This window comes from Archangium sp. (genome assembly GCF_036277355.1).
Classification (GTDB): Bacteria; Myxococcota; Myxococcia; order Myxococcales; family Myxococcaceae; genus Archangium.
The window spans coordinates 71,220-85,018 of sequence record NZ_DASUNC010000089.1 but is presented as its reverse complement, the minus strand read 5'-3'; the positions used below and the strand labels follow the sequence as shown (position 1 = coordinate 85,018).

General features: G+C 67.4%; 13 protein-coding genes, 1 pseudogene and 1 riboswitch. Of the genes and pseudogenes, 7 read left to right on the top strand and 7 right to left on the bottom strand.

The features are described 5' to 3' along the window. Positions 1-218 precede the first annotated feature (218 nt). Positions 219-491, top strand: a complete 273-nt coding sequence (locus VFZ09_RS23810; RefSeq protein ID WP_329729932.1) for a sigma-70 region 4 domain-containing protein — start codon at positions 219-221, stop codon at positions 489-491. Between the two features lie 104 nt (positions 492-595). Here VFZ09_RS23810 and VFZ09_RS51705 read toward each other — a convergent pair whose 3' ends face one another. Beyond that, positions 596-781, bottom strand: a complete 186-nt coding sequence (locus VFZ09_RS51705) for an SDR family oxidoreductase (RefSeq protein ID WP_414640735.1) — start codon at positions 779-781, stop codon at positions 596-598. A gap of 125 nt (positions 782-906) precedes the next feature. Next, positions 907-977: riboswitch (S-adenosyl-L-homocysteine riboswitch) on the top strand. A gap of 68 nt (positions 978-1,045) precedes the next feature. On the opposite strand from VFZ09_RS51705, the gene ahcY reads away from it, so the two are divergent. Then, on the top strand, positions 1,046-2,464 hold the full coding sequence (gene ahcY, locus VFZ09_RS23800; protein ID WP_329729927.1) for an adenosylhomocysteinase: 1,419 nt from the start codon (positions 1,046-1,048) through the stop codon (positions 2,462-2,464). Between the two features lie 91 nt (positions 2,465-2,555). On the opposite strand, the gene VFZ09_RS23795 is transcribed toward ahcY, so the two are convergent. Then, a complete protein-coding gene (locus VFZ09_RS23795) occupies positions 2,556-4,688 on the bottom strand; it encodes a catalase (protein ID WP_329729926.1) in 2,133 nt (710 codons plus the stop codon). 152 nt (positions 4,689-4,840) lie between these two features. After that, positions 4,841-5,941: an AI-2E family transporter gene (locus VFZ09_RS23790; protein ID WP_329729925.1), complete on the bottom strand. Its 1,101-nt coding sequence runs from the start codon at positions 5,939-5,941 to the stop codon at positions 4,841-4,843. Positions 5,942-6,171: 230 nt separating this feature from the next. Here VFZ09_RS23790 and VFZ09_RS23785 point away from each other — a divergent pair, with 230 nt between their 5' ends. Next, entirely contained in the window at positions 6,172-6,987 is an 816-nt protein-coding gene (locus VFZ09_RS23785; RefSeq protein ID WP_329729924.1) for a glucan biosynthesis protein, read from the top strand. Here VFZ09_RS23785 and VFZ09_RS23780 read toward each other — a convergent pair. Both VFZ09_RS23780 and VFZ09_RS23775 read right to left on the bottom strand, forming a co-directional pair. Then, positions 6,945-7,709: a DUF5953 family protein gene (locus VFZ09_RS23780; protein ID WP_329729923.1), complete on the bottom strand. Its 765-nt coding sequence runs from the start codon at positions 7,707-7,709 to the stop codon at positions 6,945-6,947. The genes VFZ09_RS23785 and VFZ09_RS23780 overlap by 43 nt on opposite strands. Position 7,710: 1 nt before the next feature. Next, complete coding sequence (locus VFZ09_RS23775; RefSeq protein WP_329729922.1) at positions 7,711-8,418, bottom strand: DUF6310 domain-containing protein; 708 nt, start codon at positions 8,416-8,418, stop codon at positions 7,711-7,713. A 314-nt stretch (positions 8,419-8,732) separates the two neighbouring features. Between VFZ09_RS23775 and VFZ09_RS51700 the strand changes: the two are divergent. From VFZ09_RS51700 to VFZ09_RS51865, 4 genes and pseudogenes are all read left to right on the top strand, one after another. After that, a pseudogene (locus tag VFZ09_RS51700) lies at positions 8,733-9,044 on the top strand (tetratricopeptide repeat protein); the annotation flags it as partial. A 10-nt stretch (positions 9,045-9,054) separates the two neighbouring features. Further along, positions 9,055-9,348: a discoidin domain-containing protein gene (locus VFZ09_RS23770; protein ID WP_329729921.1), complete on the top strand. Its 294-nt coding sequence runs from the start codon at positions 9,055-9,057 to the stop codon at positions 9,346-9,348. 168 nt (positions 9,349-9,516) lie between these two features. Continuing rightward, on the top strand, positions 9,517-10,524 hold the full coding sequence (locus VFZ09_RS23765; RefSeq protein WP_329729920.1) for a hypothetical protein: 1,008 nt from the start codon (positions 9,517-9,519) through the stop codon (positions 10,522-10,524). 503 nt (positions 10,525-11,027) lie between these two features. Next, positions 11,028-12,242, top strand: a complete 1,215-nt coding sequence (locus VFZ09_RS51865; protein WP_329729919.1) for a hypothetical protein — start codon at positions 11,028-11,030, stop codon at positions 12,240-12,242. Here VFZ09_RS51865 and VFZ09_RS23755 read toward each other — a convergent pair. Further along, positions 12,169-12,954 carry a hypothetical protein gene (locus tag VFZ09_RS23755; RefSeq protein WP_329729918.1) on the bottom strand — a complete coding sequence of 262 codons (786 nt, stop codon included), beginning with the start codon at positions 12,952-12,954 and terminating at the stop codon, positions 12,169-12,171. The genes VFZ09_RS51865 and VFZ09_RS23755 overlap by 74 nt on opposite strands. Positions 12,955-13,126: 172 nt before the next feature. Further along, a complete protein-coding gene (locus tag VFZ09_RS23750; RefSeq protein ID WP_329729917.1) occupies positions 13,127-13,744 on the bottom strand; it encodes a peptidylprolyl isomerase in 618 nt (205 codons plus the stop codon). Between the last annotated feature and the right edge of the window lie 55 nt (positions 13,745-13,799).

Genomic DNA, 13,799 nt, shown 5'->3' with positions numbered 1-13,799 from the left:
GAGCGCCCCCGCTCGTGCGGTCCGAGTCGGCCCCGCCTGATCCGCCAGGATGGGAGTCCCGGAGTGATCACGGGCATTCAAGTCGTCGACGACGTCACTCCAATAGATTGCGACATCCACGTTCAGCCTCTCCTTGCTGTGGTGTTCTGTTCAGGAAGAGAGGCTGCGTGTGGAATGTGAGGGTCAGACTGCTCGCCGAGGGGCTGCCCGAAGCTCGAATGAGAGCGGCTCGTCCACCTTCTCGTCGATCACGAGGCGCTCTGGCCGGAAGAGGAACCAGAATTCTGGTTGCTGATGTTCCCCTTGAGTGCCCCCAGTTGCCAGCCAACCAGCGTGCGGTGGTGACGCTGCGAGACGTGGAGGGGCTGGAGGCGGAGGAGGTCCGTGAGCTTCTCCAGCTCAGCGAGTCCAACCAGCGGGTGCTGCTCCACCGGAGCACTACCGCACCTGGAGCCGGGAGCCCGGGTAACGCTCACAGCATGAACGTCTGAAACGGCAGGTCCCTCCTTCCCTCGCCGATGCCGAGGGGCACCCATTCTCCGGGAGCATTGGGCCGGGAATCGAAGAACCCATCATCACCAGCGGCCTCCCGGGGCTACTGCGCGACGATGCCCCCGTCCACCGGAAGCGCGGCACCCGTGATGAAGGACGCCGCGCTCGAGCTCAGCCACACCAGGGCCTCACCGATCTCCTCCGGCTGCCCCATCCGCCGCCGCCACGTACGCCGGTGCCATCGGCATGCCCACCAGCCCCGTCGCCGAGGCCGTGTTGACGGGTCCACTCACGGTGACGAAGAAGCCCTCCCGGAGGAAGTCCGGTCTCCGGCCCCACACCCACCCCCTCGCCGGGCTCCTCGGGGGGTTCACTTCTGTGGCGACAAGGGCCCCGCTTGTTGTAGGTTCCGCGCACCCTGAGGAGCGCTGCAACGGGGGGTCCTCCCCGCCAGGCTCAGGTTCGTGCAACGGCGCTCGCTGACTCGTGGCTGGATGCCCGGGAGGCGAGCAGGTTCCGTCGCCCACATCCAGCCCTCGCCGAGGAGCACCGCATGAGGGCTGTCACCGATCTGTCCAAGTTCACCGACTACCGCATCGCCGACATCAAGCTGGCCGACTGGGGCCGCAAGGAGATCGCGATCGCCGAGACCGAGATGCCCGGTCTCATGGCCATCCGCGACGAGTTCAAGAAGGCCCAGCCCCTCAAGGGCGCCCGCATCGCTGGCTCGCTCCACATGACGATCCAGACCGCGGTGCTCATCCAGACCCTCGAGTCCCTCGGGGCCGAGGTCCGCTGGGCGTCCTGCAACATCTTCTCCACGCAGGACCACGCCGCGGCCGCCATCGCCGCCGGTGGCACCCCCGTGTTCGCCTACAAGGGCGAGTCGCTCGAGGAGTACTGGGAGTTCACCCACCGCATCTTCGACTGGGCCGACGGTGGCACCCCCAACATGATCCTCGATGACGGCGGCGACGCCACGCTGCTCATCCACCTGGGCACCCGCGCCGAGACGGATGCCTCCGTCCTCAACAACCCGGGCAGCGAGGAGGAGACCATCCTCTTCGCCTCCATCAAGAAGCAGCTGGCGGCCAGGCCGGGCTGGTACTCGAAGATCCTCAAGAACATCCAGGGCGTCACCGAGGAGACCACCACGGGCGTGCACCGCCTGTACCAGATGGCCAAGGAGGGCAAGCTCAAGTTCCCCGCCATCAACGTCAACGACTCGGTCACCAAGTCCAAGTTCGACAACATCTACGGCTGCCGCGAGTCCCTGGTGGACGCCATCAAGCGCGCCACGGACGTGATGATCGCCGGCAAGGTGGCCGTGGTGTGCGGCTACGGTGAGGTGGGCAAGGGCTCGGCCCAGGCGCTGCGCGGTCTGCAGGCCCAGGTGTGGGTCACCGAGATCGATCCCATCTGCGCGCTCCAGGCCGCGATGGAGGGCTACCGCGTCGTCACCATGGAGTACGCGGCGGACAAGGCCGACATCTTCGTGACGGCCACGGGCAACTACCAGGTCATCACCCACGATCACATGAAGCGGATGAAGAACAACGCGATCGTGTGCAACATCGGCCACTTCGACAACGAGATCGATGTGGCGAGCCTCAAGCAGTACAAGTGGGACAACATCAAGCCGCAGGTGGACCACATCATCTTCCCGGACAACAAGCGCATCATCCTGCTGGCCGAGGGGCGTCTGGTGAACCTGGGCTGCGGCACCGGCCACCCCAGCTACGTGATGAGCTCGTCCTTCGCCAACCAGGTGCTGGCGCAGGTGGAGATCTTCACCAACCCGGGCAAGTACGCGCCGGGCGTGTACATGCTGCCGCGGCACCTGGATGAGAAGGTGGCCCGCCTCCAGCTCACCAAGCTGGGCGCGGAGCTCACCGAACTCACCGACGCGCAGGCGAAGTACATCGGCGTCACCAAGCAGGGCCCCTACAAGAACGACCACTACCGCTACTAGAGCTCCGCTCTCGCGGTGAGGTAGCAAGGGCCCCGGCCGCCATCAGGCGAGCCGGGGCTTTTTTTGTCCACAGGAGGAGCGGCTGCACCTCTCAGCCCGAGATCAGATCCTTGTCGTGCCGGGCCCAGAACCGGTGCTGCGCGATGGCCGCGATGAACTTCGCGGGGAAGTCCTGGCCGCCCGCCTCACCCACGACGACGCCTGGCGCCGGGGTGGACACATCCGCTTCCTCCAGCAGCTCCGTGGCCTCCTTCGTCACGCCGATGGGCTTGCAGTGACGGTAGGCCTCCTGGATGAAGTGCACCGAGTCTCCGTCCTTCTCGAGCACGGCCACGCTCGCCTTGCCTCCGGGCACGAAGACGGCGTCGTACTCGAACGAGCCCGTGGTGAGCGCGCTCTTGTGCACCTTGACCGACTGCCCGTCCGAGCCCTTCACCATGCCCAGGCGCCGGGAGATGAGGATCACCTCGCCGCCCGCCTGCTCGATGGCCGCCTTCGTGGCCTGGAGATCCGCCGCGTCGAAGCCGTCCCCCAGGAGCACGCCGATGCGCCGCGTCTTGATGGAGTCCTTCTTCTGGTTCTCCTGGCTCAGCGCGGGCGACTTGTCCACCCTCGGCAGCCCCAGCGTGTCCACCACCTTCTCGAGCTTGCCCTTCACCGCCGTCATCGCGGGCACCGTCATCCCCAGGCCCTGCGCCACCTCCGTGACGAGCTCCGCGTCGATCTTCGCGAGGATCCGCTCCACGACGCGCGTGCGCACCTCCTCCCGCTCGACCTTCCCCAACTCGAACTGGAGCGCCATGATGATGTGCTCGCGCTCGGGCTTGGACATGCTGCGGAAGAACAGGCCCGCCTGGCTGAAGTGGTCCTGGAAGCTCTCCGCGCGCTGGCGCACCTTCTCGCCCGCCACCTTCTCCGGGAAGTGCCGGTAGCCCCCCTGCTCCGCCGCGGCCATGAACGGGCAGCCGCCTCCCAGCGAGTTGGGGAAGTAGTTGGCCCGGCCCACGTCCACCGTCTGCCGGTGGAAGCCGTCCTGGTGGAAGTTGTGCACCGGCGCGAGCGGCCGGTTGATGGGAATCTCCGTGAAGTTCGGCCCGCCCAACCGCGTGAGCTGCGTGTCCAGGTACGAGAAGTTGCGCGCCTGCAGCAGCGGGTCATCCGTGAAGTCGATGCCCGGCACGACGTGCGAGGTGCAGAACGCCACCTGCTCCGTCTCCGCGAAGAAGTTCGTCGGATTGCGGTTGAGCACCAGCTTGCCCACGCGGCGCACCGGGACGACTTCCTCCGGGATGATCTTCGTCGCATCCAGCAGATCGATGCCCAGCTTGTCCGCGTCCTTCTCCTCGATGATCTGCAGGCCCAGCTCCCACTCGGGGAAGTTCCCCTTCTCGATGGCCTCCCAGAGATCCCGGCGGTGGTAGTCCGGATCCTTGCCCGCGAGCTTCTGCGCCTCGTCCCACACGAGCGAGTGCACGCCGAGCACCGGCTTCCAGTGGAACTTCACGAAGCGCGACACGCCCTTCGCGTTGACCAGGCGGAACGTGTGGACCCCGAAGCCCTCCATCATCCGGAAGCTGCGGGGAATGGCCCGGTCGGACATGATCCACATGATCATGTGCGCCGACTCCGGCACGAGCGAGATGAAGTCCCAGAAGGAGTCATGCGCCGTGGAGGCCTGGGGAATCTCGTGGTGCGGCTCGGGCTTGGCCGCGTGCACCACATCCGGGAACTTGATGCCGTCCTGGATGAAGAAGACGGGCATGTTGTTGCCCACCAGATCCCAGTTGCCCTCCTCCGTGTAGAACTTCACGGCGAAGCCGCGTACGTCACGCGCCGTGTCCGCCGAGCCGCGAGAGCCCGCCACGGTGGAGAAGCGCACGAAGACGGGCGTCTTCTTGGAAGGGTCCTGGAAGACCTTGGCCTTGGTGTACTCGGCCAGGGACTCGTAGACCTGGAAGTAGCCGTGCGCGCCCGAGCCTCGCGCGTGCACCACCCGCTCCGGGATGCGCTCGTGATCGAAGCGCATGATCTTCTCACGGAGGTGGAAGTCCTCCAGCAGCGTGGGACCCCGCGCCCCGATCTTCAGGGAGTTGTCCGTGTCCTCGACGGGAACGCCCTGCCCCGTCGTCATCCGCTGGCCCGAGGGATTCGAGCGGTTCCGCTCCAGCTCCAGATCCTTGCTGCGCTCGTTGATGTTCACCGTCTCCGGGGTCTTCTTGTCCACAGGCACTCCTCCTAGGAGCCCTCCGGGGTAAACACCGGCGCACCGCGAGGCGAGCACTTCACCTCGTGTTCATCCTGGTGCTGCCCATTGGAGAACGGATCGCCTCTGGACCTGGTGCGGGCGTGACGGTGTGAGGGCTACCTGCCGGACACTCAGGGCGGCTGGACCCGGGCGCTGAGCCGCTCCTGACGGATGCGCAGCAGCTCGCGCGCGATGATCTGCGCGGCCGCCACCACGGGCACCGCCAGCAGCGCGCCGACGATGCCCGCCATCTCCACGAAGCAGACCACCGCCAACAGGGTGATCAGCGGGTTGATGTGCACCGTGCGCTTGAAGACGAGCGGGGCCAGCACGTTGCCCTCGAGCTGCCCGTAGAGGATGAAGTAGATGAACGCCGCAAGCGCCTTCCAGGAGCCGCCCGTGGCGAGCGTCAGCAGCGTGATGGTGCCACCGGCCACGATGGGCCCCGCGTACGGCACCATGCTGGAGAAGCCACTCGCGATGCCCAGCGGCAGGAAGAAGGGCACCCCGATGATGGCCAGGAAGGTGGTGGTGAGGGTGGCGTTGATGGTGCAGATGAGGGTGAGCCCGGCCAGGTAGCCCCCCGTCGCGGTGTACACCTTGCCCAGGACGCGCTCGTAGCGCTCCCGGCGCTCGGGCAGCGTCAGGGAGAGCGCCCGCTGGATGACCCCGGGCCCGAAGATGAGCATGAACACCACCAGGAAGAGGATGGTGATGAGCGCGCCCACCAGGCTGAACACCCCGGTGACGGCGTGCAGCAGTGGCGGCAGCGCGCCCGAGGCCAGCTTCGTGGTGTCCCCGCCTTGTTTCCGGAGGTGCTCCAGAACGTGGAAGCGCGCGTCGAGCCGGTGGAAGAAGCGCGAGGCGAGGATCTGATCGACGAGCGCGGGCGCCTGCTCGACCAGGGACTGTCCCTGGCTCACCGCGGAGGGAATCACCAGCAGGGCCACCGTCGTCGCGGCGCTCAGCAGCACGGCGAGCACCAGCCCGATGGCGACCCCTCGCGAGAGCCGGGTCCGCATCAACACCACCACCAGGTGATTGAGCGCGATGGCGATGAGGGCGGCGATGCCGGTGAGGATGATCGCCACCTGCGCCTTCACGAGCAGCACCGCCAGCGCCACCACCGCGAATACGGCGAAGCACACGGTGAAGGCTGTCTTGAGCGTCACCTGGGAGGGGTGACCACCCATCGACGAGTTGATGCCCGCCACCGAAGCCTCCGCTTGCACGAGCCTCTGTCTCCCCCGACGGTGCGTCTCGTCTCGGACGTCGGCAATTCCTCTGGGCCCGCTCGCTCGGAGTGCCACCAGGCATGGTGGCTGTGGACCAGACGGACAGCGCCTTGCCCCTGGCTGTTCGTCTGCTCCACACCGCCGCGCCCTCCTCCTTCCCGCTCCTCGCGGCGGCTCCACGCCAACCCCTCGAATTCATTTGAGCCACCCGGTGCCGTGCGCTCGCCGTGAATGGCACGAGGGCTGCCAGGTGCCTGAGCGTCTCCAGCTTCCAGGTGGACGGCCCGCGCACCTTCGGCCTGTTGCAGCGGGACCAGGCCTTCACCAGCTACGAGGACCTCGAGGCGCGCTACGACAAGCGGCCCGGTGTCTGGGTGGAGCCGGTGGGCGACTGGGGCCGGGTCACGGTGCAGCTGGTGGAGATTCCCACCCCGCAGGAGATGCACGACAACATCGTGGCCTACTGGGTGCCCGAGGCTCCCTTCACGCCCGGCACCGGGCTGCGCCTGGGCTGGCGGCTGCACTGGGGCAGCACTCCGCCCGAGCGCTCCCCGCTGGCCCACACCACCGCCACGCGCGAGGCGGCGGGCAGCACCCCCGGGGCCCGGCGCTTCGTCCTCGAGTTCTCGCGCGGCGGCGGCGAGGGCACGGGCCCGGTGGAGGCGGTCGTCACCACCTCGACGGGCCAGGTGCTCCACCCCACCGCGCAGCACAACGACGTCACTGGAACGGGTGCTGACGGATCCACGTGCCCATGCTCTGCACCTGGCACTCCTGGAGTCACTGCCGGGCACGGGTGTGGAGCCGCCCGCGCTCGCATCGGCCCGCCGCAAGCTGCTGGAGGGAACGCCAGAGCCTCTCTCCACGCAGGAGAAGACGGCGGTGCTGCTGGACGCGGAGACGCTCACGCAAGCGCGGAGCCGGTACGCCCTCCGGCTCATGTGATTACGCGAGAGCCCGTTGGAACCAACCCGGGCCAGTACATGAGCCGTGCCGAGCCTCAAGGGGCCGAGCGCCCGCCGATCTCCGGAAAGCGCTCGTAAGCCCGTTTGAGCACGTCCAGGTGGGGGGGGTTGTCCAGGTCGAGCGGCGCCTCGGTCAGTTTGACGACCCACCCGCCCGTCGCGGTACGCCATGAGCGTGACAGCAGTTCCGCGTCGCGGGCGGGGTCCGGAAAGCCGATGGCTTCTGCGGCAGCGGGCGACCAGTAGTTCACCCACCCGAGGTGATGCGGAATCTCAGGCGAGCGCATGGCACCAGGGGACTTGATCACCGGCAGCCCTCGGGGTGGAGGCTCCAGGTCGTCTGGCCGATTCTTCGTCTGGCGCGCGATGTCCACCCCTGCGCTGAAGGGCGTTGCGTGCCCCCAGAACGCGCGAGCGCCCTCCGCTATGGCTTCCAGCACCTTCTCTGCCGCTGCGATGCCGTCTACGGTCAGAGGCAACACCGCATGAATATCAAGCTGGGCCTGACCACCCGGCGAGCTGTCTGCCGGTATTTCCAATCCAGTCACCGTCACCCGGAAGTCATCATCCCCGTTGCGGAGGAGCGGAAATCCACGCCCGTTGGGCCTTCCTCGGGCGAGAAATGCCTCGCGCTGCGGCACTGGGATGCGCTTCCCCTCGCGAGAAATCGTCCACTCCAAGCGCAAGCCGGGGATTGCGCGCTCCATTCCATGAACAACGGCCAAAGGGCGGCCATCATTGCCCACGAGTGCGGGCGCGTAAACGATCATGCCAAGTTGATTTTTCTGTGTAGCTGGCATCTCAGCACCACTCCATGACGACGATGAGCCCGTTAAGATCGCGGGCCACCAACTCCAGCGCCTCCTTGTGCGCGGGGCTCCGCACGCCTACCCGGAAGTCAAATCCACAAGCCAGAGCAAGGGCGCGCTCATGCCGCAACTCTTCCACCTGACTCACGACCACGATTTCTCGAAGGTCGTCCGTGTACTTGTCGAAGTTGTCGGTCTTGACCTCCCACAGCGTGCGCGTGGCCAGTTGCAGCGCGTCGAAGTTCTTCCCATTCACGAACACATCCCCGCCGGGGAAACTGTTGTTCGGAATTCTGTCGGCGCACGTGTCGTGCAGTTTATTACCGCCAAGGTGGTACGGCACTGGATCGGGCTCGCACCTGCTGCGGTCTCGCTCCGAGGTCTCGGGTGGTTCCAGAGGAGGGAAATCTGGCCCCTTTGGCTCCGGCTTGGGCCTTTTTTTCGGCGAGGGTTTCCGCGGGGCGGGCGCTGCTTCTGCCACGGGCCGCGTTTCAGGCGCGGGCCTTGCCTCGGGGCGGCCCATATCCAGAGCATACGCATCCAGGGCCTCCTTGATGACGAAGCCCACTACCACCACACCCGCGACGATTACCGCTCCCACGACGAGCTCCGGCGCCGCCAAGACACAGAGTCCGACGCCCACGGCAGCGGCACCCGTTGAGGCGACCGCGCATCGTCCCGTGGTGTCGTGAAATTCCATCCGGTCATGGTCGAGGGCATGAAAGCATCGCTCCGCCAAAACGGGCCAGGGCTCGGAAGCCTCCTGGACGGCGCACCGCCCCCCATCCGTCCAGGGCAGCGTCGCCGCCCGCTGGAGGTTGGCGAGCCTCGGGGCCCGGGCCGATGGCTCGCTTGGGCCAGGCGCTGACGTGGCGCAGGCTGAGGCATGGAGCAGCAGTGCAATGCACGCTCGGAAACGCATGGCTACATCCTCCAATCGGGCCAGAACATACCGGGTCCTGGCGGGGCCGTTCGGAGTATGAGAGCACGCCCCGGCACTGGTAGCTTCGGCGCATGACCGCGAACCTCGAGCAATGGGAGCGCCGCGCCGAGGCGCTCTGGGACCGCTATGACGAGTACATCGCGCGAGCCGGCAAAACGGGCTTCGTGGCGGCGATGGATGAACTCGCTACCGAGCTCGGCGAGGACCACCCCGTGGCCCTCCACGAGCGCGGCGGAGCGCGCGACTCGACCGGCGACGAGTCTGGCGCCGTCGAACTGTACCGGCGGGCGCTCGCCGCGGGCCTGGACGGTGGACGCCGCCGTCAATGTGTCATCCAGCTGGCCAGCTCGCTGCGCAACGTCGGACAGGCGGCCGAGGGAGCACGGCTCCTCCATGCGGAACGGGACGCGGGGAGCGACGAACTGGACGACGCCGTCGCCGGTCGACCTCCAGAGCTCCCGGTTCATCAACAAGGTCGTGGTCCGCAACCGCACCGACTGCTGCTCCGACCGGCTGAACAACTTCAAGCTCCTGGTCTCGGAGGATGGGAGCACCTGGCAGGCGTACAGCTACCCGAACGTGGCGCCGCAGCAGACCGAGTTCCCGGTGGGGAGGACCGGCCGCTTCGTGAAGGTGCAGCTCGACGGCTCGGGCGTCCTCAGCCTGGCCGAGGTGAAGGTGCTCTAGGCGGGCCCCGCGGCTCCAGCCCGGGCGGCGCGGTGGGGGGCCGCCCGGGAGAAGCAGCTTCGCGTCGCCCGCCAGCGGGACGCGGGCAACCGAGGTGTTGCGCCGGGAACTGCTCCAGCGGCCAACACCGCGTGTCAGGCTCCCCGGCCTCCCCTCGTCCCGGCCCCCATGAAAGCTGAACATCTCGTCATTCCCACGGCCCCCTACACTCCCGAGTCCCTCTGCTGGAGCGGCGACGCGCTCATCGATTGGGTCCAAGGGGGCATCCGCTACGGGCTGGACGGAACCGTCACCGATACGTCCATCCGGTATGGCTACCGCTTCGACTCGGCGGTGTCGTCCCAGGACGGCCGGTACGCCGCCATCTACGAGCAGCTCGGCACCAAGGCGATCCTGCTCCGGGACGGGAAGCAGCTGCGCGAGCTCAACCGCAGCTACTACCACGCGGATGACTACATCTATCCCATCGCCCTGCATACCCTGCCCAATGGCCGCACGCTCCTGGCCCACTGTCCCGAGGAGTATTGCCGCCTGGAGATAGAGGACGCGGACACCGGCGAGCGGCTCACCCGGCGGGACAGCGAATCCCCAGACGTCTTCCACTCCCGGCTCCAGTTCAGCCGCGATGGGCGCTACCTGCTCAGCGCGGGGTGGATCTGGCATCCCGTGGACGCGGCGTATGTCTATGACGTGGCCCGGGCGCTCGAGCAGCCCGAGTCGTTGGACCAGCCTCGCTCCTTCGTCTCGAACGACTCGTTCCTGGAGATCCACGAGGCGGCCTTCGGGGCGGGGGATATGCTCGTCATGACGTGCTCCGGCATCGACGAGGACGCGCTGCCCTCCGGAATGAAATGGATGGGCGAGGGGGACGACGTGGGCCTCGGGGTGTACTCGCTCACCGAGCGGCGCTTCCTGTCCATGGTGCCCGTGACGCAGGCCCTGGGGACCTTCATGGTGGTGGGAAACGCGGCGGTGGGATTCTACGAGCACCCCAAGCTCGTCGAGCTCACCACCAGCCGCCTCCTGGAGAGCTGGCCCGGGATCGCCACGGGGAGGCGCTCCGGCAGCATCCTCCGCAACCGCCCGCCGCAGCCGCCGCTCGCGTTGGACCCCGCCGGGGGCCGCTTCGCCGTGGGGACGGACAAGGGGATCGAAGTGGTCCGCTTCCGCCCGTAGTGCGCGAGCCGCGCGCCTCCCGAAAAAGAATCGGGGAGGAGCCGCCCCCACGGCAGCCCCTCCCCGACGTGCTTTCCCTGCCCCCACTGCCCCCGAAGACTTCCCTGCCCCCGTACCACCCGTACTGTCTCAGCCCCACCCCACCCCAACCACCCCACCAACCCCAACCCGCCGCCCGTCCTACCCGCCCAACCCCCACCACCCCACCGACCCCGACCACCCCCACCGCCCTGCCCCGCTGACTTCTCGTGCAGGAGCTAGAGCATCCCGCGTGCCAGGGGGTCCTCCGGGGCAGGTGCCTGTGATTCCGAGGGTTTATCTCGCGGCCGCGAGCCGCCGGGACCCGGAAGACAGTAAGACTTACGCGGCCTCCGCGGCCGGGCATCCATGCGGAGAGCGGCGGTCCGGCGGCGTTGCCCGGAAAAAAAGCTCATGGGTCTCAAGCGTTGACGGCACCGCACGGACGCGGTGCGCCGGAGCGCGACCTCCCTCGGAGGAGACCCATGCCACGCCGCATTCCCACCCGACCTCTCGTGTTGCTGCTGGTGTCCCTCGGCTCCGCGGCGGGCGGGGCGTACGCCTACCACCGCTACCGGGACGCCGGCTGGGAGCGCCGTTACGACGAGTACCAGCGCCAGCTCCAGGGGAAGCTCACCGAGAGCGAGAAGCAGATGCAGGCGTTGAACACCGAGCTCGGCACGGCACGGGCCCGGTTGGTGACCCAGGCCTCGCTGGATGAGAAGTACCAGGCCCTGCTCACGGCGAAGGACGCGGACTTCGAGAAGTTCCGCCGCGAGCACGCGCTCGCCGTGAAGAGCCTCTCCGACGCCACCTTCCAGCTCCAGCAGCGGGAGCACGGAGGAACGGAGACGGCGCGCGAGGAGCCACCTCCCACGCCGTCGCCGGCCGAGCCCACGGCCCCCTCGGCCCACCCGGTCATCTCCTACGAGTTCAAGGACGCGGAAGGCCGCGTCCAGCTCAAGGATCCCAACATCTGGGTGCAGGGCGACGAGGAGCTCCAGCTCCAGCAACTCTTCCGGGTGGAGGGCACCGTGCTGCAGCAGACGAATGGCTCGCTGATGACCGAGCGCGTCCAGTTGCAGGAGGTCTCCGCGGATGGCGCGGGAAAATACCGGGAGCTGGCGGCGGCCCGCCTGGTGGATGCGAGCTTCACCTATGCCAATGCGCCGCTGGAGGGGCCGCCGGGCGGACCGAAGTGGGGCCCGTCATGGATGGCCACCGTGGGCACCTCGTTCCGTTCCGAGAGCCTGCTGCGCGTGGGGGCCTCGGCGCGGGTGGTGAAGTGGGGGCCGGTGGGCCTCGCCGGAGGGCTCTCCTCCGACTTCCTGTCGCTGGAGGGCAGCGGTGGGGCTCTACACGAACCACCAGACGTGGACGACGAGCTTCTGCGACCACCCCTACTTCGTGGACCACCCGCTCTGGCTCGCCCAGTACACGAGCCACGCGACGGAGCCCAAGCTGCCACCGGGCTGGAAGCGCTGGCTCTTCTGGCAGTACTCGGAGACGGGCTCGGTGCCGGGCATCCCCGGAGCGGTGGACCAGAGCTACTTCAATGGCAGCGCCGAGGACCTGATGGCCCTCTCCGTGGCCTCGGCGGACTAAGGCGAGGCCGCCCGGAACCCATCATTCATTCCGGAACCACTCGGCTGGGATGCCCAGCGCCGCGAGAATCCGCTCGGGCATACTCTCGCCCTTGATCTCGCTGACCTCGGGCACGCACGGATCCGGACGGAGCGGCCGTGTGAACCGTTCAATGCCGTCTCCTGCTCGCAACACGGTTACGGAGAACATGTCCAGGCGCGGCGAAGCAGTCACCCCATACACCTTTACATGAGGAAGCCGTTCCGACACGGCAATGTCAGCGAAGCTCATGCCCCCCGTCGTGCTAGCGAGAAGGGTTCCTTGCTGCGTGTCCGCGAGGTGGAAGCGCCCCTGACGGAGTGGTTCTCCATAATCCTTCTCTAGCGCGCGCCGCGCCTCCTCTGCGCGAGTTCCTTCAATGAGCGCGACTGTCCGAAGCGGCTTCCTTGCGCTTCGGCTCGAAGTCTTCGTGCTACCTGGTAGTGGGCAGCCGAGGGACTTCGCCAGAGCTTCTGGGTTTGCCTCCTCGACCCCTAGCGCACCGTTACGCCACGACGTGACGGCCCACGGCTCCTTGGCACATTCAACCGAGTACACAGGCTCATCGAGTTCGAGCGAAAGAGCCTTGGCGATTCGCAGCTCCGCACCCAGGTGGAGGGGATCCGTGCCCACGATGGCATGATAGCGACCACTGCCCCTGATGAGCTCGAAGGGTGGTTCTTTCCCGTCCTCTTCGTCCTCCTCGAACACGAGCGTGGCGCGGGCACGGCGCTCCAGCTGTGCGGGCTCCCCTGGAGCCAGTACCGCCCACAGAGGCCAGCGACTCATGGCGCACCTCCGGACAAGCCCTCTGGCAACATGAGGGCCGCGCGCAATTTGTTCGTCATCTCCAGAATCTGCGCCTCTTCTATGTGGATGAGCACCGCCTCTGGTGCGTTCGCATCAAGGGAAGTCGCACTGTCTCAGCCAGCCACCCGCTTTCGAGAGCCGCCATGCCAACCTACGGTTTACGCGCGGCGCGCTGGATCTTCACCGGCGGGGTGAGCTTCTGGCCCTCCGCGGGCGCCTGCTGGATGGCGCGGACCACGTCCATGCCCTTCACCACCCGGCCGAAGGCGGCGAAGCCCTGGCCATCCGGGTTGCGCTTGCCGCCGAAGTCCAGCTCGGGCTGATCGCCGACGCAGATGAAGAAGTCCGACACCGCGGTGTCCGGCGTGTCGCGTGCCATGGAGATCGTGCCGTCCTTGTGCTCGAGCCCCGTCACGCTCGTGCGCTCCAGCGCGATCGGCGGGCGCTGCTCGGACTCGCGGGCGGGGTTGATGCCGCCCTGGATGACCTCGATCTTCACCTTGTTGTTCGGCTGGTTGTCGGGCTTCACCGTGCGGTGGAAGACGCCGCCGTCGAAGAAGCCCCCCTCCACGTAGAAGAGGAAGTTGCGCACCGTCTGGGGCGCATGGGCCTCGTCGAGCTCCAGCTCGATCTCCCCCTTCTCCGTCTGGAGCACCACGCGCACCAGCTTGGACGGCTCGGGTTTCGCCGCCTTCTTCGGTGGCGCGGCCTGGGCGGCGGGCGAGAGGGCGAGCAACACGGCGAGGCAGGCGGAGGGCAACAGGTTCATGGGCGGCTCCAGGACACCGTAAATGTTTCGCAACAATCCGTTCATCTTCCCAACA